This is a genomic window from Streptomyces sp. NPDC091376, from assembly GCF_044757085.1.
Taxonomy (GTDB): domain Bacteria; phylum Actinomycetota; class Actinomycetes; order Streptomycetales; family Streptomycetaceae; genus Streptomyces; species Streptomyces pratisoli.
On the sequence record NZ_JBIVUF010000011.1, the window covers coordinates 130,081 to 149,386 of the forward strand.

The following is a 19,306-nucleotide window of genomic DNA, read 5'->3' on the forward strand; positions in this document are numbered from 1 at the left end:
AGGGCGGCACCCCCACTCCCAGGGGGTGCCGCCCTCGGGCGTTTCCGGCCCGGCGTCAGCCCCGAAGCTCCGCGAGCCGCTCCAGGTCGTCCCGGGCCGACCGCCGCTCCTCGGCGCTCAGACGTGCCTCGGCGGCGCCGGCCTCGGCGAGGGAGGAGGCCGCGGTCTCCCGGTCGTCCAGACGCCGCGCGACATCCGCGCGCAGGACGAGCAGGCGCAGCAGCTCCACCGGAGTGGGCCGCTCGTCGTCGAGCCCCAGCGCCCGGTCGAGGATCTTCGCCGCGCCCGCCAGGTCCTCCTTCGAGTCCGCGAACAGGGACGCCATGTGCAGGGCCCGGGCGAAGGTCTCCTTCGGAGCGGGCCGATGGTGCTGGTCCTCGCTGGTGGGCTGCCCGATGCGGATGCAGTTCCCGCCCGGATCGGTCATCAGGAACTGCCGCATGCCGTACGACATGTCCTTCAGCGGTCCGAGCCGCGGCAGCCCGCGGGTGGGGATCTTCCCGTACGCCGTCTTGAGCGCGGTCCGGAAGGCGGCGTGCAGGCTGTCGACGTCGTCGGTCAGGACGTAGCAGGTGCTGTACGAGGCGGCCGGCTCGTAGCCCTTCATCCCGAAGAACTGGAGCTCGATGCCGCCGCGCGTCACGACCGCGTACGGGTTGGGGCTCTTCTGCACGAAGGCCACCTCGAAACCGAGCGCGGTGTAGAAGTCGAGCACGGGCTGGATGGTGTGGCAGGGCAGGATCGGAATGACCTTCTCACTCATGCCGCCCACTCTACTCAAACTTGATTAGTCGGGGGTGGTCATGGCGCGACGGAGCTGTTCTTGCGGGCCGGCCGGTGCGGCGTGAAGCTGAAGAGGTGCGGACCGATGTGCACGCCCACTTGTGGAGCGAGGACTATCTCCGCCTCCTGGAGTCCTACGGGCGCGACGACACGGCGACCCAGCGGGGCCTGGGAGCGGACGACAGCCCGGCGGAACTCGACGCGCGGTTCACGATGAACGACGCCGCCGGCATCGACCACCAGATCCTGTCCGTCTCTCCGCAGACGCCGTACTTCCCGGACGAGACCGAAGCGGTCACCGCCGCGCGCCTGGCCAACAACCACTACGCCGACGTCGTACACGCCTGGCCCACGCGCTTCTCCGCCTTCGCCGCGCTGCCGCTGCCGCACCTGGACGCCTCCCTCGAGGAACTGGCGCGGGCGCTCGACGAACTCGGGATGGCCGGGGCCGGACTGACGACGTCGGTGCTCGGGCGGAGCCTCGGGGACCCCGCTTTCCGTCCCCTGTTCGAGGAGTTGGACCACCGGGGCTCCGTGCTCAGCCTTCATCCGGCGGGGCGGGACGCGGGCTCGCCGCTCATCGCCGAGAACCGGATGCGATGGATGGTCGGCGCGCCGACCGAGGACACCATCTGCGCGATGCACCTGATGCTCGAGGGCGTCCCCAGCCGCTTCCCGCGACTGCGGATCGTCAACTCCCACCTGGGCGGCGCCCTGCCCATGCTGCTGCCGCGCGCCGATCAGCACGTCCCCTGGGAGGCCCCCGACATCGCCGAGATGCCGACCCTCGCCGCGCGCCGGATGTACTACGACACGGTCGCCCACGGCCACGAGCCGGCGCTGCGAGCGGCCGCCGAGTCGTTCGGCGCCGACCAGTTGATGCTCGGCACGGACTTCCCGTACCAGACCGGCGAAGGGCTCCGCCGTGCCGTCACCTTCATCGAGGAGACCCTGGTCCCCGAGGAGGCGGAGGCGGTACTGGAGGCAGGCGCGGGCCTGCTCCCGGCGGCAAGCGGGTCCCTGCGGGGTCAGTGGGCGTAGTCCTTGAGCTTCTCGGTGGCGAGGGTGATGTTGACGGGGTCGGGGAGGGCGACGGTGTCGCCGTACCTGTAGGTCGGGTGCTGCTGATAGGTGCCGTTCTCCGGCTCGCTGAAGACGGTGAGGGTGTTGGTGTCGCGGTCGATGAGGAGGTAGACGGGGATGGCGGCTTCCGCGTAGGCGGGCGGCTTCTCCTTGCGGTCGCGAGCGTCCGCGTCGGGGTCGAAGGAGGTCACCTCCACGATCATGAGGACCCCCTCGGGGGTGGCCCACTGCTGTCGGCCGGCGAAGTGGCCGACCGGGGCGAGGGCTCCGTCCGCGCGGGCACGGCCCGTGCGGTACGCCTCCACCGTCAACTCCAGCTCGGGATGCAGATCGAGGTCGGGGCGCTGCTGAATGCACTGGCGGACCAGCCACATGATGATCGTCGCGTGGTCGCCGTCCGGCGCGGGCTTGACCCCCAGCCTTCCGTTGATGAATTCGAGCGTCACCGTCTCGGGGGCCACACGGGCGAGTTCCTCGAACTCCTCGACGGACATCTGCGGGTGTTCAGCGCTGGGGGTCATGGCGTCGCCTCCTCCCCTCCACCGTGCCCCGGTTCCGGCGCGGACGAGCTGAACGGTCATGTGCGATTCCCTTCGTCGGGCTGGGCCGCCGCCGCGCGGACCTCGGACATGCGGGCGCGGACCCGGTCCGGGGTGAGTCCGGCGGGACGAACGGGTGCCTGTTCGCCCCGGCAGGAGGCGCAGTCGCCGTCGCGGAGGGCCTCCGCGCGGGCGGGGGCGCCGCACTTGCCGCATTCGAGGACGCGCAGGGGCGGGGGCGGTGGGGCCGGCTCGGGCGGGAGTTTGTCGGTGAGGCGGCGGCGGGCGAGGGCGGCCGGGTGGTGGACCGGGGTCGGGAGGCCGCTGGTGAGCGCGCGCAGGACGTCCCGCTCGGCGGCGCCGCGCGCGAACCACTCCTCCACCAGCGGCGCGAGCCGCGTGCATTCGACGGCCGACAGCGACATGACCGGCGCCTCGCGTCCGAGCGCGACGAGCAGGATCATCGCCCGTGAACGGGTCGGACGCGGCCGGTCCTCCGGTACGTCTCCGCGCCGGTACGCGGCCCACCACGCGTCGTCGCGCGCGGTACGGGACCACCACGTTCGGGTGATCCACAGCGGACTTCCCGAACCCGCCAAGTGCTCCCGTCCGCGCCGCAGATGCCCCGCCGCCTGGATGCGGTTGAGCGCGGTCCGTAAGGCGCACTGGCCGTACGGAAGCACCTTGGCCAACGTCTTCACGGAGATGTCGGCCCCGTCCGCCAGCCGGTCGATGTACGCGGCGATGGCGGCTTCGCGGGGCGGGAGGTGCGCGAAGTCGTGCGCTGTGCGGGGGTGTTGGCCCGGGGCCGTCCGCTTTCCGTAGCCGGGTTTGGCCGTTGGGTGAGGCGTGGCGTGCGAGGGCAGGAACGTGGCACTAAGCTGGCTGTCAGCCATCCGGATTTCGCCTATCCGTCGGTGGTCAAGCCCCCGCAGGTGTTGCTGCACCTGACGGGGGCTGTTCGCTTTCCGGACACGCTAGAGCGTCGTGACCCTCCGTGGCAACTGCATCGCGCATAGTCAACTCACGGGGAGGGTGGGCGGGTTGAGACCCGTTATCCATTCCTTGAACAAAGCGCTCGAAGCCCGAGGCTCAAGCCTCGGGCTCCGTCAGCGATCAGCTGTTCTTGACGTCCTCGACGAACACGGACCAGGCGGCGGCCCGGAACACGAGCTTCGGGCCGCCGGGGTTCTTGGAGTCACGGACGGGGACGACGCCGGGGTGGGCGTCGGCGACTTCGAGGCAGTCCGCGCCGTCGGGACCGCTGTACGTGGACTTGCGCCAAGTGGCGGCGTTTATGTCGTACTCAGGGCTGCTGGTCTCCATGCGCGTAATCCTCTGCCGTTGATTCGATCAAGGCCAGGGAGGCTTCCGGTGGCAATGCGTTGGCCCGGAGCAGATCGTAGGTCAGTTCGTGGCGCGCGACCGTGGCCGGATCGTCCAACAACTGGCCTGTGCCGACACCGTCGATGTACGCGAGTGGGGGTGCGTCGGGGAAGTGCATCAGCTTGATGCCCCCGCCGATGGCGGCGATGGCCCCCGCGCTGAACGGTAGTACCTGCAAGATGATCCTGCGGCGGCGGGCGAGCGCCGCGATGTGGCACAGGTTCTCCGCCATCACCAGGGCGTTGCCTACGGGGCGTCGGATGCCTGCTTCGTCCAGAACCGTCCACAACATCGGCTCAGTTGGATCGTCCAGGATCCGTGTGCGAGCCAGACGGGCCGCGGTCAGCTCGTCGATCGTCTCCTCCGGCCCGGTGGGCCGGTAGGCGCGGAACAGCGCACGTGCGTACGCCTCCGTCTGTAACAGGCCGGGGATCATGCCGGGTACGTACTGCTGGATCTTCGTGGCGAGCGTCTCCGCCTCCAGCGCCTCGGCGAAGTGGTCCGGGTACTTCGACTTGTTCGCCGCCTTGCAGTTCCGCTCGAAGAACCCGTTCGTCCCCAGTATCTCGTCGATTCTGCGCGCAATGTCCGGCAGCATCCTCCGCGTACCCGACTCCAGTTGCCCGATGAACGACGCGCTCACGAAGAGCGGTTCGCCGAGCTCCCGCTGGCTGAGGCCGGCGTTCTCGCGGGCGTGGCGCAGTTCTGCGCCGAGGAGAGCCCGGGGGGAGGTGGACGGGTCGAGATCCTTCGGTCCAGGCAATGTCAACTCCGTGTCACGCAGGTGGTGTTGTTGGGCCGTCGACACTGGTCAGGCTAGTCGTCCGCCGACCACGCTGTGTGCAGAACGCGCATACTCAGAGTGGAGGTGCCTGATGGCACGTGTTCGATCGGCGGACCGGCTGCGGGCCGCGGAAGAGGTCGTGGCCCAGCTGCGGGGCGAGCTCGACTCGACGGGGGTGGTGCTGCCGTCCCTGCGGGTGGACCTGGTGTCGCTCGCCGGCGAGTCGGCGGCGTACCCGCTGATCGAGCTGGGGCGCTGCAACCTCGACACGGCGCTGCGGCTCGCCGCCGTGCTGCACCAGGCCCGCGGGTGAATGCGGCGCGGGGCGAGTACGTGGTCGACTCGCGCGACGGGCGCATCGGCCGTGTCATGGGGCGCGAGGGCCCGTACGTACAGCTGCGGCCACCCGGCGGCGGCCGGGAGTGGGACTGCCCGCCCGAGGCGTTGAGTCCGGCGCCGCCGGGGGAACTGCTGCGGGCGCGGGTGCGGGAGCGGAACCGGGAGGGACGGCTGCCGTGATTCGACATCGCTCGGGCCCACTCGGCCTGCTCTCGACCACGTCGGACCGGTCGGAGCGGTCGGCGGAACCTTCCGGACGGTGCTGTGGTCAGGGCATCGCCCCGGGGTAAGGTGGCCGCTCCGGATGTGCACGGACGAAGGAGGTGGGACCCATTACCGCTGTTGCTGGTCGGGTGCTCGCCTCCGCGTCGCTGACGTAGGCGGCCGAGGGAGCCCCGTTCGGAATCCCGAAAGGCTTCCTTTGCTCTCTCCGTTCCCTCCCTCCGAGTTTCTTCCCTCTGATCATTCCGCCGTCGTCGGCCGGCTCCGTGCCGCAGGTTGTGTCTTCGCCGAGGACGAGGCCGACTTGCTGCTGTCCACCGCCGGGTCGCGCGACGAACTCGCCGCCATGGTGGAACGGCGGACCGGTGGGCATCCGCTGGAACACGTCCTCGGGTGGGCCGAGTTCTGCGGGCTGCGCATCGCCGTGGACGACGGGGTGTTCGTGCCCCGGCGCCGTACCGAGTTCCTGGTCCGTCAGGCCGTTGCCGCGCGGCCCGACGCGGGCGTGGCCGTCGATCTGTGCTGCGGGTCGGGGGCGGTCGGCGCCGCGCTGGCCGCCTCGCTCCCCGCGGTCGAGCTGTACGCCGCCGACATCGATCCCGGCGCGGTGCGGTGCGCGCGGCGCAACGTCCCCGAAGGCGGCCGGGTGTACGAGGGGGACCTCTTCGCCGCGCTGCCCGGGGCGTTGCGCGGGCGCGTCGACATCCTCGCCGCGAACGTCCCGTACGTACCGACCGAGGAGGTCGAGCTGTTGCCGGCCGAGGCGCGCGTGCACGAGCCGCTCGTGGCGCTCGACGGAGGCGCGGACGGGCTGGACGTGCTCCGCCGGGTGACCGGCGAGGCAGGGGAGTGGCTGGGGCCCGGCGGGATCCTGCTGTTCGAGACGAGCGAGCGGCAGGCGGCGGACGCCGTCGCGGCCGTCGGGCGCAGCGGCCTCGACCCGCGGGTCGCTTCGTGCGACGAGCTGTACGCGACCCTCGTCATCGGGACGAAGCCCACCGGTTGATCGCGCCCGGGCCGGGCATGGGGTTCGCCTCCGGGCTGGTCAGTGCGGACCGTTCGAACCCGTCCGGCACGGCGCCGTCCAGCGCCGGCCGGCCGGGCGAACCGTCTGCCCGGCCCGGCCGGCCGAGGCGCAGGACCCCGGCCCCGGGGCGCGGCGGGCGGCAACACTCATGCGGCTCTCATCCGGGCCTTAACCCGCCCTCACACCGCGTCCCTAGCTTTCGCGGCATGTTCCTCACCTATCTCAGGCGCGAGCTGCGCCGCCGCAGGAAGGCGGCGCTCGTCGTCGCCTCGGGGCTCGCCCTCGGAATCGCCCTGGTCATCGTCGTCAACTCGGTCTCGGCCGGAATGAATCAGGCGCAGGGCAAAGTGCTGGAGTCGCTGTACGGGCTCGGCACCGACATGACCGTCACCAAGGCCGCCGCGCCTCCCGGAGAGGGCGGGGCCGTGAAGCGGCCGCGGTTCCAGTTCGACGCGAAGGACGGCGACGACGCCGCCCAGCAGAGCCAGGACATCGTCGTCGTCCAGGGCTTCGAGACGCTGGCGGCGTCGACGGTCGCGCAGGTCGGCAGGCAGGACGGGGTCGCGGACGCCGTCGGCGGGCTGAACGTCCGGGTCATGAAGGTCAACGGGCAGTTCAAGCGCGGCGAGTTCAAGCAGGAGGAGCAGGCGCCCGGGCAGGGCAAGCCGGGCGGCGGCACGGGCGGCGAGGTACGCGGCGAGGTCCGTGGCGGCGGTGCGGACTTCGACGTCAACTCCTACTCCGTGTACGGGACGGACGTCGCCCGTCAGGGGCTCGGGCCGCTGACCTCGTCGCGCATCACGTCGGGGCGTACGTTCAAGGAGAGCGAGACCGCGGCCAAGGTCGCCGTCGTCGACAGCGCGTACGCGAAAGAGCAGAAGCTGTCGGTCGGCAAGACGCTGACGATCTCGGGGACGACGTTCGGCATCATCGGGATCGCGACGGCCGAGAGCGGGGACGCGGCCGCCGACGTCTATCTGCCGCTCGCCCAGGCGCAGACCCTGGCCGACGCCAAGGACAAGATCACGACGGTCTATGTGCAGGCGACCGACTCGCAGCAGATCGGTGCCGTCAAGGAGACCATCCAGAAGAACATCTCGGGGACGACGGTCACGACGTCCGCAGACCTCGCCCAGACCGTGTCGGGCTCGCTCTCCACCGCCTCCGACCTGGCGTCGGGCGTCGGCAAGTGGCTGTCGATCGTGGTGCTGGTGGCGGCGTTCCTGGTGGCCGGGCTGCTGACGTCGTCGGCGGTGAGCCGGCGGGTGCGGGAGTTCGGCACGCTGAAGGCGCTGGGGTGGAAGAGCCGCCGGGTGACGGGGCAGGTGGCGGGCGAAGCACTCGTCAACGGGCTCATCGGCGGGGCGCTGGGGATCGGGATCGGGCTGGCGGGCGCGTGGGCGATCACGGCGTTCAGTCCGACGCTCACCGCGCAGCTGGGCGGTGCCGCGAACGGCGGCGGTGCCGGTCCGGGCGGCGGCCCGACCTTCATCGGCGGCGGTGGCGGTCAGGGCGGACCGCTGCGGCAGAGCGCGTCCAAGGCGCTGGACATCACGCTCACCGCGCCCGTCTCCCTCACCACCATCGGGCTCGCGGTCGCGCTCGCGGTGACGGGCGGGCTGATCGCGGGCGGGTTCGGCGGCTGGCGGGCGTCGCGGCTGCGGCCCGCGGACGCGCTGCGGCGCGTCGAGTAGCCCTTCGCCGAACCTCTCTACGCACAACAGGAGTTGAATCACGATGTACGAGCTCTCCGGAGTCACCAAGCGCTACCGGCGCGGCAAGGACACCGTCCAGGCCCTCGACGGGGTCGACCTGGTCATCGAGGACGGCGGGCGGCTGGTGATCCAGGGCCCGACCGGCGGCGGCAAGTCGACGCTGCTGCAGATGCTCGGCGGGCTGGACCGGCCGAGCGAGGGATCGGTGGTGCTGGACGGCGTCGATCTCGCGACCCTGCCGGAGGCGCGGCTGACACGGGTGCGGGCCGAGAAGATCGGCTTCGTCTTCCAGAGCTTCAATCTGGTGCCGACGCTCACCGCCCAGGAGAACGTGGAGACCGCGCTCGTACCGCTCGGCCTGAAGGCGGCCGACCGGCGGGAACGGGCGGGCGAGGCGCTGGTGTCGGTCGGTCTGGGCGAACGGCGGGCCCACCTCCCGGGCGAGCTGTCCGGCGGGCAGCAGCAGCGCGTCGCGATCGCGCGGGCGCTGGTGAAGAGTCCGGCGGTGCTGCTCGCCGACGAGCCGACCGGGAACCTCGACGAGTCCATGCGTGACGAGATCATGGAGCTGCTGGAGGGACTGTGGGAGGCGAACGGGCTGACGTTCGTGATGGTCACTCATGACTCGGTGCTGGCACGGAGGGCGCCGAGGGTGGCGACGATCAGGAAGGGTCGCGTGACGGTCAAGGAGCAGGCGGTCGGGGCGGCATAGAGGGTGTCCGGTGGGTCGGGCCGGATCGGCGAGCCCGGCAAGCTCCGCCGGACACCCTCCGGGTCTCCCGCGGGGCGGGCGGGCCGGTGGCGCGCCCGCTGCGCACACACGACACGTCCCCGGGCTCGGTGGCCGGGGACGTGTCGTGTGGGACGCCGTGCAGGCGGTCGGGCCGCGAGGCCCCGGAGGGGCTCGTTCCGTGGTCGTTGACGGCGAATGACATGGGTCACAGAAAAAGTGCGGCCTCCGTGGGCAACTGCCCCTGTTCGCGCGGTTTGTTCGCGGGGTGCCTCGGCCGGCCCCGTCAGGGGTCGGGAAAAACGCCTCTGACCTTTGCCGACCGGGTCGTACGATCCCGAGGACGTCGTGCCGCGTGAACACTCCGCAGGCACGAACCCCCCTTTCTTCCGCCATGTTCTCCAACGAGAAAAGGTCCACCTTGAATCTTCGCCGCGCTCTCGCAACCGCTGTCGCCGCCGCCGTGACCACGCCGGTTGTTCTTCTTTCCGCCGCGCCCGCCTTCGCCGACGACAAGCCGGCCGCGCAGACGCAGAACCAGAAGGCGCAGAAGGACCAGAAGCCGACGATCGAGCAGCTGAAGCTCGCCGTCGCCGCCGCCCAGAAGGCGTACGACGACAGCGTCGTCGCGGCCGACGCGGCCATGAAGGCCGTTGAGGCCCTGCTCAGCGACACCCACCCGCTCGCGGTCGCCGCCGCGGAGGCGAAGAAGGCCGCCGAGGCCGCCGCCACCGCCAAGACCGAGGCCGACAAGGCCGTCGTCGACGCCCAGGCGAAGCTGGACTCCGCCGCCACCGACGAGGAGAAGGCCGAGGCCCAGAAGGCGCTCGACGAGGCCACGACGGCCGCCGCGACCGCCGCCACCGCCAAGACCGAGGCCGACGCCAAGGCGACCGCGGCGGCCACCGCCCGCGACGACGCGCGGGTCGCCGCGGGCAGGGCGCTGCACCTCGCGCAGGAGGCGAAGAAGACGGCCCAGGCGAACCTCGACGCCGCCAAGAAGGCGCTGGCGGACGCGGAGGCCGAAGAGGGCGAGGAGGGCGAGGACTGCGTCCCCGAGCCCAAGTTCACCACCGTCGTCCAGGGTCTGCCGGAGAAGGTCGTCGGCGGCACCACGGTCAACTTCACGCTGCGCGTCGAGAACGGCACCTCGAAGCCGATGGCCGAGGTGTACCCGTACGCGGCCGTGCACGCCTTCGACACCAAGGGCCTCAAGGAGCTCGACTCCTACCTGGACCTGGAGTGGTCCACCGCCGCCAACCCGGCGTGGGAGGACGTCGACACGGAGATGGGTCTCTACGTCGGTTCGCTGAAGGCCAAGTCCTCGGTCGACGTCAAGCTGCGGCTGAAGGTCGACGCCAAGATCCCGGCGGGTCAGGGCGCCGCCTTCGTCGCGGGCAACTACGTGAACGAGGACGACTCCTGCGGCGGTACGCCGGACGTCGAGTACTACGAGTTCGAGATCCTGACCAAGGGCAGCAACCCGGGCAAGGTCGACGACGCCAAGGGTCAGCAGGGCGACTCCAACACCCCGACCACCCAGGGCGGTTCCTCCTCGACCTCGGTGAACGGCAGCTCCGACACCTCGGGCTCGCTCGCCACGACCGGTTCGAGCAGCGTCATGCCGAAGGTCGCCCTCGCGGGTGGCGTCGCGCTCGTGCTCGGTGCCGGGGCGGTCGTCGTCGCACGTCGCCGCAAGGCCGGTGCCGACGCCTGACACGCACGGTGAGTGCGGGGCCCGCGTTCCTCCGGGGACGCGGGCCCTCGTCATGTTCCCGGCCCTCGGCGTACCTCGGCCGGGTCCTGCGGTGCGCCGGTCCTGCGGTGCGCCGGGCGCGCGGCGACGCGCGGCGGTGCGGGCTCAGCCGTGCAGCGCCTCGCGGAGGTGGCCGTTCGTGCGCTTGAGGCGGTCCGTCGCCGTGGGGGCGTCGATGTCGGCGAGGAGCATCAGGATCGCCGTCTTGACCTCGCCGTCCGCCGACGTCAGGGCCGACTCGATCGCCTCGTCCCGCGCGCCGGTCGCCAGGGACACGATGCGGTGCGAGCGGGCGCGGAGCTTCTCGTTCGAGGCGCGCACGTCGACCATCAGGTTTCCGTAGGTCTTGCCGAGACGGATCATCGTGATCGTCGAGATCATGTTGAGGACGAGCTTCTGTGCCGTGCCCGCCTTCAACCGGGTCGAACCGGTGAGGAGTTCGGGGCCGACGACGACCTCGATGCCGTGCTCCGCGGCCGCGGCGAGGGCGCTGTCCGCGTTGCAGGACAGGCCGATCGTGAGAGCACCGTGCGCGCGGGCGTGCTCGACGGCGCCGATCGCGTACGGGGTGCGTCCGGAGGCGGAGATGCCGACCACGGTGTCGAGCGCCGTGATGCCGAGCCCGTCGAGGTCGGCGGCGGCGAGTTCCCTGGAGTCCTCCGCGCCCTCGACCGCCTCGACCATCGCCGAGGGGCCGCCCGCGATCAGGCCGACGACCTCGTCCGGGCCGGTGTTGAACGTCGGCGGGCACTCGCTGGCGTCCAGCACGCCGAGCCGGCCGGCCGTGCCGGCGCCCGCGTAGACGAGCCGGCCGCCGCGGGCCATACGGTCGGCGGTCGCGTCGATCGCCGCGGCGATGGCCGGAAGCTGCGCGGCGACGGCGCCGGGGACGGTGTGGTCCTCGCCGTTCATGATGCGGGCGATGTCGTCGGTGGGGAGCTGGTCGATGTCGGCGAGTTCGGGCCGGAAGGCCTCGGTGGTCAGGCTCTCCAGCTGCGCGCGCAGCTCGGTGGGGTGCGGCTCGGCGGGTGAGGGGGTGGATGTCATGGGGTGCGGCTCGGCTCTCTTGGTTGCTCGGCGAGTGGGCTCGGCGGGTGCGTTCTGCGGGCTCGTTCGGCGTGCGTTCGGCGGCGTGTGTTCGGAGGGTGCGTTCCGCGGAGTGGCTCAGCGGGGTGGCCCGGCGAAGTGGCTCAGCGGGTGCGTGGACTGTGGCGGTGCGCGAGGGCCTCGTACGAGGCGGCGAGGGCGGGCGCGGCGGACTCGTACGTGCGCTGCATGACGCCGATGAACAGGCAGTCGACGACGAGGAGCTGGCTCGTGCGCGAGGACATGGCCGCCGGGCGCAGTTCGCTCTCGCGGGCGGTCGACGTGGTGAGGATGTGGTCGGCGTACTGGGAGACCGGCCCGTCGGGGCGTCCCGTGATCGCGACGGTCGTCGCGCCGTGGTCGAACGCGACCCGGAGCGGTTCGATGATGTCGCCCGTGGAGCCGGAGTGGCTGATGGCTATCGCCACATCGCCGGAGCGGAGCTGCACGGCGTTGGTGACGGCGAGATGCGGGTCGCTGTGGGCGTGGGCGACGAGGCCGATGCGCAGGAGCTTCTGGGCGAGGTCCTGCGCGACCAGGCCGGATGCCCCCACTCCGTAGATGTCGACACGGCGGGCGCCGGCCAGCGCGGCGACGGCCGCGCCGAGCTGGACGGTGTCGAGGGCGGCGGCGGTGTCGGCGAGGGTCTGCTGCTCGTCGTGGGCCAGCTTGGTGACGACGTCGGCTATCGGGTCGTCGACCGCGATGTCGGCGGTGACGGCCGGGGCGCGGCCGGACTCCTGCTGGGCGGCGAGACCGGCGAGCGCGAGGCGCAGATCGCGGTAGCCGGGATAGCCGAGGAGACGGGCGGTGCGGACCACGGTGGCCTCGCTGGTGCCGGTCAGTTCGGCGAGGCCGGTGACCGTGAGGGCCGCGCAGCCGGCCGGGTCGCCCGCGACGGCTTCGGCGACCCGCTGCATGGAGCGGGTCATGGAGGGCGCGAGCGTGCGGACCTTCGCCGCGAGGGCGGCGGGGGCGGGTGGGGCGTCGCCGCCGGTGCCCGGGCCAGGACCCGCGCCGGTTCCGGCACCCGCGCCGCTGAAAGAATCCTTCAGGTCATTGGTCACCCTTGAAAGATATTTTCGCCCTCCTTGAACGGTCAACCCCCTTTGTCCCGTGGACCGGCGGCAGGCCCTGTGGGCGTACGCCGATCCGGGTGACAATGACCGTATGGACGTCAACCCACTGGAGCAGGCGCTGCACGCCGCCCGCTCCCTCGTACTCGCCGACCTCACCGCCCGTGACGTGGCGCACGCCGAGGTGGTCTCGCTCGTCGAGGAAGCGGTCGCACAGCGCCGTTGGTGGGTCGAGCAGTGGCCGGAGGGCGCCGAATACGTGGCCGGGCTGATCGCCCAGGACGTGCAGGACGCGCTGCTGGAGCGGTATGGGCGGTGGCCCCTGTGCCCGGTGTGCACCTCGGGCGAGCCGCACGCGCTGGACGTGGAACCGGAGTTGGGACCCGACCCGCACTGGGTGTGCGGGAAGGCGGGCGTGGTCGTCGCCCCGGTGGGCGGGCTCTCGTGACGGTGTACATCGACCCGCCGACCTGGCCGGGGCACGGCCGCATGTGGTCGCACCTGGTCAGCGACGTGTCCTTCGAGGAACTGCACACCTTCGCCGCGTCCATCGGCTGCCCGTCACGCGCCTTCGAACGCGACCACTACGACATCCCCTCGTACCGCTACGAGGAGGCGGTGCGCGCGGGTGCGGTGCAGATCGGGTCCAAGGAGCTCGTCCGACGGCTCACGGAGGCGGGGCTGCGACGGAGGAAGCACGGCGGTCGCTAGGGCGCGCCGTGCCTCCGCCGACTGCGTGGAGGGAGGGGTGCAGGCTCAGTCGAGGCAGCCGGTTACGGCGCCGACCGGCCGGCAGTTGTCGGGCTGGTTGTCCTTGACGCGGGTCCGGTTGAGCGTGACCTCGCCGGATGCCTCGAAGATGCCGCCGCCGCTGTCCGCGGCCTCGTTCTTGACGACGGTGCTGTCGGTGAGCACGGTGGTGCCGTCCACGTTGTGCACGCCACCGCCCGTGGTCCCGGCCCGGTTTCCGATGATGTCGCTCGACTCGGCGGTGGCCGACCCGCTGTTCCAGAGACCTCCGCCCTCGTCGTCGGCGACGTTGTCCTTGATGAGACTCCGGGCGATCCACACATCGCCGGTGTTGTGGATCCCGCCGCCCTCCTCCTGCGTGGAGGTGTTCCCGTTGATGCTGCCGTGGCTGATCGTCATGGTGCCTTCGTTCTGAACGCCGCCACCGCTGCCGCTCGCGACGTTTCCGACGACGCTGCTGTGCTCGATCCTCGCGGTGCCGAGGTTGTTGATGCCGCCGCCTTCGGCGGCCGTGTTCCGGTCGACATGGCTGGAGCGGAGCGTCAGATGGCCGCTGCTCGCGATGCCGCCTCCGTCGGCACCGGCCCTGTTCCGGTCGACGTTGCTGCGGCTGATGGTGACGAGGGCGTCTCCGGCGGCGATGCCGCCTCCGGTGACGCCCGCCCTGTTGCGTGTGACGGTGCTGGAGTCGACGGACAGGACGCCGCCCGCCGCTGCGATGCCGCCGCCGTCCCCGGCGTCACCGGCGGTGTTTCCGTCCACCTTGCTGGCGTGGAGGATGACCCGGCCGTCATTGCTCTGGACGGCGCCGCCGGAACCGTCGGCCCGGTTGTTCGTGAGCGTGACGGACCGCAGGAGCAGGGTGCGGCCCGGGTCGACGAGGACGGCGCCACCGTCACCGGTGGTGTGGCCGTTGCGGACGGTCAGGTCGTCGAGGGTGAGGAAACCGGCCGGGCCGGCGACCTCGAAGATGCGGAACTGCGCGGTACCGGGTGCGGTTGAACGCTCGACGACGGTGCCCTTGCCCCCGTGGAGGGTGATGGGAGTGGTGATGAAGGGCAGGCCGTTGGCGCCGCCGAGGAGGTCGGGGGCGGTGAGGACGTAACGGCAGTCGTGTGCCAGTTCGATCGTGCCGCCACGCTTCGTGTTGGCGTTGTCGATCGCGTCCTTCAGTGCCTCGGTGTTGCAGGCGATCCGGTTGTTGTTGCCATCGGTGCTGGGGGAGGCGGCCTGTGCCGGTGCGGCCGGCACGACGGCCAGAGCCAGGGCGACCGCGCCGCCCGCTCTCGCGACGAATCTCATTGAGCGCTCCAGGGAAGACTGACGGGGCTTTACCTCCCCCGAGCGACCCTCGCTTCAGCGCTGCCGCCCGGCAACCGAAGCGCCCGCCAACCGGCGCAACCCGGTGCGGTTCCCGTACCCGCCCAGGGGCTCAGTTCGTGAGGCGCTCCAGCTCCGCCGACACGTTGCGCCGCGCCGCGTCCTCCCACTCCCGCCGCCCGTAGGGGGTACGGAACAGACGCGGCAGACCCAGCAGATGGCGCAGGACGTCGGCCCGGCCCTCGCGGAAGGCGGCGTCCGGGACGAAGGAGTACTCCTCGCGGACGGCGGCGGCGTACGCGGCGTACGCCGCCGGCGCCGACGCCAGGACCGCCAGGTCCGCGTCGCACAGGACGACGCCGTTGCCGTCGTCGTCCTCGGCGGCGTGGGTCTTCGTGAGGCGGACCAGGCGGGCGACCTCGTCGGTGTCCTGCGGGGTCAGCCCGGCCTCGGGCAGCGCCTTCTCGGCGAGGCGGGCGCTGCGTTCCTCGTTGGTGGAGCGCTCGGGGAGATAGACGGCGTCGTGGAACCAGGCCGCGAGGCGGACGAGGTCGGCGTTCGCCGCGTACTCCTGGAGGGTGTCGACGCGGTCGAGGACGGCGGCCAGATGACCGACCGTGTGATAGCGCCGCTGCGGCTCCGACCAGCGGGCCAGCAGATGGTCGGCGTACGGGTACGGGTCCGGCCGGCAGGGGTCCTCGCGGACGGCGAGCAGCGCGGCACACCAGCGGTCGCGGAGATCATCGAGGTCGATGTCGAGGTCGGCCATGCGGTCATTGTCCACGGGGGGCACCCCGCGCGGGTGCGGTGCGGAGCCTTGGGGTGCGGCGCGGTGCCGTGCGGGTGCGGCGGGCGTTCGGCGCGGGTGCGGCGCGCGTGCGGTTCGGTGGCGGGGCGGGCGAGCGGGCGTCCTCCGGTGCGTGCTGGCGAAGCGGGCATAGCGGGCGATAATGGATACCTCCTGCGTGTCATCCCCGTTTGCGGAGGCAGACACCATGAACGCACTGCTCATCGCCCAGAGCGGGTCGGAGACCCAGCTCGCGGCCCAGATACTCGCCGCGATCGGCCCGCTCACCTTCGGAATCATCCTCATCGTCCTCCTGGGCGGCGCGATGTGGTGGGACGGGCGGCGGCGGGCCCGGCTGCGCACGCCGAGTCCCGAGGAACAGCCGAAGGCCGCCGACCACCGCGACCACATCGAGGAGGTCCGTGAGGAGGACGACGACGCCTTCCCCGACGACGGAAGCCGCCTTCTCCCGTACAACCTGAAGTCCTACACGTCGCACAGCACGGGCAAGGGCCCCGAGGCCCGGCCGCAGCACGGCAGGCGCAGCGGCGGGGCGTTCGGGAGCGGCAGTCTGGGTGGCTGAAACGAACGGGGTGGCCGATTCGGGTGGCTGAACGAACGGGTGGCTGCTCGGGTGGCTGCACGGATGGCTGCTCGGGTGGCTGCTCGGGGTGGGCCGAGAGCCGCTCCGTGAGGCCTCAGAGCGCTTCGCTGCGCCTTACAGCGCCTTACAGCGCCTTGAAGCCCCGCAGACGCAGGCTGTTGCCGACGACGAAGACGGAGGAGAAGGCCATCGCCGCGCCCGCGATCATCGGGTTCAGGAGCCCTGCCGCCGCGAGCGGCAGGGCCGCGACGTTGTAGGCGAAGGCCCAGAACAGGTTCGAGCGGATCGTGCCGAGCGTGCGGCGGGAGAGCCGGATGGCGTCCGCGGCGGCGCGCAGGTCCCCCCGTACGAGCGTCAGGTCGCCCGCCTCGATCGCGGCGTCCGTGCCCGTGCCCATCGCCAGACCCAGGTCGGCCTGGGCGAGCGCGGCCGCGTCGTTGACGCCGTCGCCGACCATGGCGACACTTCGGCCCTCCGCCTGGAGGTGCTTGATCACGTCGGTCTTCCCCTCCGGCAGCACCTCGGCGATCACGTTCTCCGGGGGGATGCCGACCTCGGCGGCGACGGAGGCCGCGACGGCCTTGTTGTCGCCGGTGAGCAGGATCGGGGTGAGCCCGAGGGCGCGGAGCCGGCGGATCGCCTCCCGGCTGGTCGCCTTCACCGCGTCGGCGACCTCGAGGACCGCGCGGGCCTCACCGTCCCAGGCGACGGCGATGACGGTGCGGCCCGCGGACTCGGCCCGGGCCTTCGCGGTCTCCAGCGCGGGCGGGAGGGTGATCTCCCACTCGGCGAGCAGCTGCTCACGGCCCACGACGACGGTGCGGCCCTCGACGACGCCCCGGACGCCGAGCCCGGGAACGCTCGCGAAGTCCTCGGGAGCGGGCAGCGCTCCCACCCGGCCGGCCGCGCCGGCGGCCACGGCCCGGGCGACGGGATGCTCGGAGGCGTGCTCCAGGGCGCCTGCCAGGCGCAGGACCTCGGCCTCGGTGGTGGTGGCCGTGGTGTGGGTGGCCAGGAGGGTCATCCGGCCGGTGGTGACGGTGCCGGTCTTGTCGAGGACGACGGTGTCGGCCTTGCGGGTCGTCTCCAGGACCTCCGGGCCCTTGATGAGGATGCCGAGCTGGGCGCCGCGGCCCGTACCGACCATGAGCGCGGTCGGCGTGGCCAGCCCCAGGGCACAGGGGCAGGCGATGATCAGTACGGCGACGGCGGCGGTGAACGCGGCGGTCCAGCCCTCGCCGAGCGCCCACCAGATGCCGAGGGTGCCCAGCGCGAGGGCGATCACGACCGGGACGAACACGGCGGAGATACGGTCGGCGAGGCGCTGGGCGGCGGCCTTGCCGTTCTGCGCGTCCTCGACCAGGCGGGCCATCCGGGCGAGCTGGGTGTCGGCGCCGACGCGGGTGGCCTCGACGACGAGCCGTCCGCCCGCGTTGAGCGTCGCCCCGGTCACCGCGTCGCCGGTGCCGACCTCGACGGGGACGGACTCGCCGGTGAGCATGGAGGCGTCCACGGCGGAGGAACCCTCGACGACGGTGCCGTCGGTGGCGACCTTCTCGCCGGGACGGACGAGGAAGCGGTCACCGGTCCTCAGCTCTCCGGTGGGGATGAGGACTTCGTGTCCGTCGCGCAGGACGGTGACCTCCTTGGCGCCGAGCTCGAGGAGCGCCTTGAGGGCCGCGCCGGCCTTGCGCTTGGAGCGGGCCTCGAAGTAGCGCCCGGCGAGGATGAAGGCGGTGACGCCCGCCGCGGCCTCCAGATAGATGTTGCTCGCGCCGTCGCTGCGGGCGATGGTCAGCTCGAAGGGATGCGTCATCCCGGGCATCCCGGCGTGGCCGAAGAACAGCGCCCAGAGCGACCAGAGGAACGCCGCCGACGTGCCGAGCGAGATCAGCGTGTCCATCGTCGCGGCGCCGTGCCGGGCGTTGGTCCAGGCGGCACGGTGGAAGGGGTACGCGCCCCAGACGACGACGGGGGCGGCGAGGGTGAGGGACAGCCACTGCCAGTTGGTGAACTGCAGGGCCGGGATCATGGCCATCGCGATCACCGGCGCGGCGAGGGCGGCGGAGACCAGGACGCGGTGGCGGAGGGCGGTGAGGGCGGGGTCGGTGTCCGTACCGGTACCGGTATCGGTACCGGTGTCGACGTCGGCGTTGCCGGGTGCTGGGCCCGTGGGCGATGCCGGCGCGGGGATGCGCGGGGCCGGTTCCGGGGTCGGTTCGGCGGTGTAGCCGGTGCGCTCGACGGTGGCGATCAGGTCCGGGACGGTGATGCCGTGGGTGAAGCTGACCCGGGCCTTCTCCGTGGCGTAGTTGACGGTGGCCTCGACGCCGTCCATGCGGTTGAGCTTCTTCTCGATGCGGGCGGCGCAGGAGGCGCAGGTCATGCCGCCGATGACGAGTTCGGTTGTCGTCGTGGTCATGATCGCCGCTCCTGCCGCTCGTGGTTCCCGTATCCGCTCTCCATGGTACCCCCAGGGGGTATCCATCGGGTATCGAGTCTATACCCCCCTTCGGTATCCGGTGCAAGGAGGGTTGGGTGCGGGGGGCATGGATGCGGACTAGTCTGGACCCGTTATTGGACTAGACCTGTATGGACGCAGACCTACTGGCGAAGGATGGGCCATGAGCAACCGTGCACTCCTGGAGGTGATCGCCCTCGATGCGCAGGACGCGATCGCCGCGCAGGCCGGCGGAGCGGACCGCCTCGAGCTGGTCAGCGACATGGCGGCGGACGGGCTCACCCCGTCCCGCGAGACCTTCGGCCGCATCCGCGCGGCCGTGGACATCCCGCTGCGGGTGATGCTCCGGCTCGCCGACGGCTTCGCGGCGGGCGACGTCGAGGCGCTGGTCGAGGCGGCGCGCGGGCTGCGGGCGGAGGGCGCGGAGGAATTCGTCCTCGGCTTCCTCGACGCGCACGGCGACCCCGACCTCGTGACGGTGGAACGACTGGTCGCGGAGCTGGAGGGCTGCCGCTGGACCTTCCACCGCGCGATCGACCGCGCGGCGGACCGTGACGCGCTGCGCAAGCAGCTCGCGGACGTGCCCGGCCTCGACACCTACCTCACCGCCGGCAGCCCGGCCGGTGTCGACGACGGGCTCCCCGTCCTCCTCGCGGAGGCGTCCCTCTGGGGCGAGCCCGGCTACGAACCCCGCATGCTCATCGGCGGCGGCCTCCGCCTCGACCACCTCCCCGCCCTGCGCGCGGCCCGCCTGGACGCCTTCCACATCGGCGGCGCGGCGCGCCCCCTCGGCTGGGAGGCCCCGGTGGACGCGGCCGCGGTCCGGGCCTGGCGCACGGCCATCGACGACTAGAAGAC

Annotated in this window: 21 protein-coding genes; 11 read left to right on the forward strand and 10 right to left on the reverse strand. The window is 71.9% G+C overall.

From position 1 onward, the window contains the following. Nucleotides 1–55: 55 nt before the first annotated feature. Nucleotides 56–763 carry a bleomycin resistance protein gene (locus tag ACIQMR_RS23790; protein ID WP_401390627.1) on the reverse strand — a complete coding sequence of 236 codons (708 nt, stop codon included), beginning with the start codon at nucleotides 761–763 and terminating at the stop codon, nucleotides 56–58. A 95-nt stretch (nucleotides 764–858) separates the two neighbouring features. Here ACIQMR_RS23790 and ACIQMR_RS23795 point away from each other — a divergent pair, with 95 nt between their 5' ends. Then, complete coding sequence (locus tag ACIQMR_RS23795; protein WP_401390630.1) at nucleotides 859–1,824, forward strand: amidohydrolase family protein; 966 nt, start codon at nucleotides 859–861, stop codon at nucleotides 1,822–1,824. Here the strand turns inward: ACIQMR_RS23795 and ACIQMR_RS23800 are convergent. From ACIQMR_RS23800 to ACIQMR_RS23815, 4 genes are all read right to left on the reverse strand, one after another. Continuing rightward, nucleotides 1,812–2,387 (reverse strand): Uma2 family endonuclease, encoded by a 576-nt coding sequence (locus tag ACIQMR_RS23800; protein ID WP_401390633.1) that lies wholly within the window; start codon nucleotides 2,385–2,387, stop codon nucleotides 1,812–1,814. The genes ACIQMR_RS23795 and ACIQMR_RS23800 overlap by 13 nt on opposite strands. Nucleotides 2,388–2,443: 56 nt before the next feature. Further along, nucleotides 2,444–3,301 carry a hypothetical protein gene (locus ACIQMR_RS23805; protein ID WP_401390636.1) on the reverse strand — a complete coding sequence of 286 codons (858 nt, stop codon included), beginning with the start codon at nucleotides 3,299–3,301 and terminating at the stop codon, nucleotides 2,444–2,446. A 220-nt stretch (nucleotides 3,302–3,521) separates the two neighbouring features. Then, nucleotides 3,522–3,731 carry a DUF397 domain-containing protein gene (locus ACIQMR_RS23810; RefSeq protein ID WP_401390639.1) on the reverse strand — a complete coding sequence of 70 codons (210 nt, stop codon included), beginning with the start codon at nucleotides 3,729–3,731 and terminating at the stop codon, nucleotides 3,522–3,524. Further along, complete coding sequence (locus ACIQMR_RS23815) at nucleotides 3,712–4,554, reverse strand: Scr1 family TA system antitoxin-like transcriptional regulator (RefSeq protein ID WP_401391037.1); 843 nt, start codon at nucleotides 4,552–4,554, stop codon at nucleotides 3,712–3,714. Before ACIQMR_RS23815 ends, ACIQMR_RS23810 begins: the two co-directional genes overlap by 20 nt. Before the next feature lie 112 nt (nucleotides 4,555–4,666). Here ACIQMR_RS23815 and ACIQMR_RS23820 point away from each other — a divergent pair, with 112 nt between their 5' ends. From ACIQMR_RS23820 to ACIQMR_RS23845, 6 genes are all read left to right on the forward strand, one after another. Further along, the gene (locus tag ACIQMR_RS23820; RefSeq protein WP_401390642.1) at nucleotides 4,667–4,888 is read left to right on the forward strand and encodes a hypothetical protein; all 222 of its coding nucleotides are present in this window, start codon (nucleotides 4,667–4,669) and stop codon (nucleotides 4,886–4,888) included. Beyond that, the gene (locus ACIQMR_RS23825) at nucleotides 4,885–5,094 is read left to right on the forward strand and encodes a hypothetical protein (RefSeq protein WP_401390645.1); all 210 of its coding nucleotides are present in this window, start codon (nucleotides 4,885–4,887) and stop codon (nucleotides 5,092–5,094) included. Before ACIQMR_RS23820 ends, ACIQMR_RS23825 begins: the two co-directional genes overlap by 4 nt. A gap of 241 nt (nucleotides 5,095–5,335) precedes the next feature. Continuing rightward, a complete protein-coding gene (locus ACIQMR_RS23830; RefSeq protein WP_401390648.1) occupies nucleotides 5,336–6,142 on the forward strand; it encodes a putative protein N(5)-glutamine methyltransferase in 807 nt (268 codons plus the stop codon). A gap of 227 nt (nucleotides 6,143–6,369) precedes the next feature. After that, nucleotides 6,370–7,857 carry an ABC transporter permease gene (locus ACIQMR_RS23835; protein WP_401390651.1) on the forward strand — a complete coding sequence of 496 codons (1,488 nt, stop codon included), beginning with the start codon at nucleotides 6,370–6,372 and terminating at the stop codon, nucleotides 7,855–7,857. A 43-nt stretch (nucleotides 7,858–7,900) separates the two neighbouring features. Beyond that, nucleotides 7,901–8,590: an ABC transporter ATP-binding protein gene (locus ACIQMR_RS23840; RefSeq protein ID WP_401390654.1), complete on the forward strand. Its 690-nt coding sequence runs from the start codon at nucleotides 7,901–7,903 to the stop codon at nucleotides 8,588–8,590. Between the two features lie 481 nt (nucleotides 8,591–9,071). Then, nucleotides 9,072–10,325, forward strand: coding sequence for a peptidase (locus ACIQMR_RS23845; protein ID WP_401390657.1), 1,254 nt, complete (start codon nucleotides 9,072–9,074; stop codon nucleotides 10,323–10,325). 144 nt (nucleotides 10,326–10,469) lie between these two features. Here the strand turns inward: ACIQMR_RS23845 and murQ are convergent, their stop codons facing one another. Together murQ and ACIQMR_RS23855 are read right to left on the reverse strand one after the other, a co-directional pair. Continuing rightward, a complete protein-coding gene (gene murQ / locus ACIQMR_RS23850) occupies nucleotides 10,470–11,411 on the reverse strand; it encodes an N-acetylmuramic acid 6-phosphate etherase (RefSeq protein WP_401390660.1) in 942 nt (313 codons plus the stop codon). A gap of 143 nt (nucleotides 11,412–11,554) precedes the next feature. After that, nucleotides 11,555–12,517 carry a MurR/RpiR family transcriptional regulator gene (locus ACIQMR_RS23855; protein ID WP_401390664.1) on the reverse strand — a complete coding sequence of 321 codons (963 nt, stop codon included), beginning with the start codon at nucleotides 12,515–12,517 and terminating at the stop codon, nucleotides 11,555–11,557. Nucleotides 12,518–12,620: 103 nt separating this feature from the next. Here ACIQMR_RS23855 and ACIQMR_RS23860 point away from each other — a divergent pair, with 103 nt between their 5' ends. Continuing rightward, nucleotides 12,621–12,974 (forward strand): hypothetical protein, encoded by a 354-nt coding sequence (locus tag ACIQMR_RS23860; RefSeq protein WP_266379440.1) that lies wholly within the window; start codon nucleotides 12,621–12,623, stop codon nucleotides 12,972–12,974. Next, a complete protein-coding gene (locus tag ACIQMR_RS23865; RefSeq protein WP_401390667.1) occupies nucleotides 12,971–13,237 on the forward strand; it encodes a DUF4031 domain-containing protein in 267 nt (88 codons plus the stop codon). The genes ACIQMR_RS23860 and ACIQMR_RS23865 overlap by 4 nt, the downstream gene beginning before the upstream one ends. Before the next feature lie 45 nt (nucleotides 13,238–13,282). Here ACIQMR_RS23865 and ACIQMR_RS23870 read toward each other — a convergent pair whose 3' ends face one another. Together ACIQMR_RS23870 and ACIQMR_RS23875 are read right to left on the reverse strand one after the other, a co-directional pair. Further along, the gene (locus ACIQMR_RS23870) at nucleotides 13,283–14,578 is read right to left on the reverse strand and encodes a hypothetical protein (RefSeq protein ID WP_401390670.1); all 1,296 of its coding nucleotides are present in this window, start codon (nucleotides 14,576–14,578) and stop codon (nucleotides 13,283–13,285) included. 130 nt (nucleotides 14,579–14,708) lie between these two features. Beyond that, nucleotides 14,709–15,365 carry a hypothetical protein gene (locus ACIQMR_RS23875; protein WP_401390673.1) on the reverse strand — a complete coding sequence of 219 codons (657 nt, stop codon included), beginning with the start codon at nucleotides 15,363–15,365 and terminating at the stop codon, nucleotides 14,709–14,711. Nucleotides 15,366–15,591: 226 nt separating this feature from the next. Between ACIQMR_RS23875 and ACIQMR_RS23880 the strand changes: the two genes are divergently transcribed. Then, nucleotides 15,592–15,966: a DUF6479 family protein gene (locus tag ACIQMR_RS23880; protein WP_401390676.1), complete on the forward strand. Its 375-nt coding sequence runs from the start codon at nucleotides 15,592–15,594 to the stop codon at nucleotides 15,964–15,966. A gap of 145 nt (nucleotides 15,967–16,111) precedes the next feature. Here ACIQMR_RS23880 and ACIQMR_RS23885 read toward each other — a convergent pair whose 3' ends face one another. Continuing rightward, nucleotides 16,112–18,409 carry a heavy metal translocating P-type ATPase gene (locus ACIQMR_RS23885; protein WP_401390679.1) on the reverse strand — a complete coding sequence of 766 codons (2,298 nt, stop codon included), beginning with the start codon at nucleotides 18,407–18,409 and terminating at the stop codon, nucleotides 16,112–16,114. Nucleotides 18,410–18,611: 202 nt separating this feature from the next. Between ACIQMR_RS23885 and ACIQMR_RS23890 the strand changes: the two genes are divergently transcribed. Beyond that, nucleotides 18,612–19,301, forward strand: coding sequence for a copper homeostasis protein CutC (locus tag ACIQMR_RS23890; RefSeq protein WP_401390682.1), 690 nt, complete (start codon nucleotides 18,612–18,614; stop codon nucleotides 19,299–19,301). Nucleotides 19,302–19,306 lie beyond the last annotated feature (5 nt).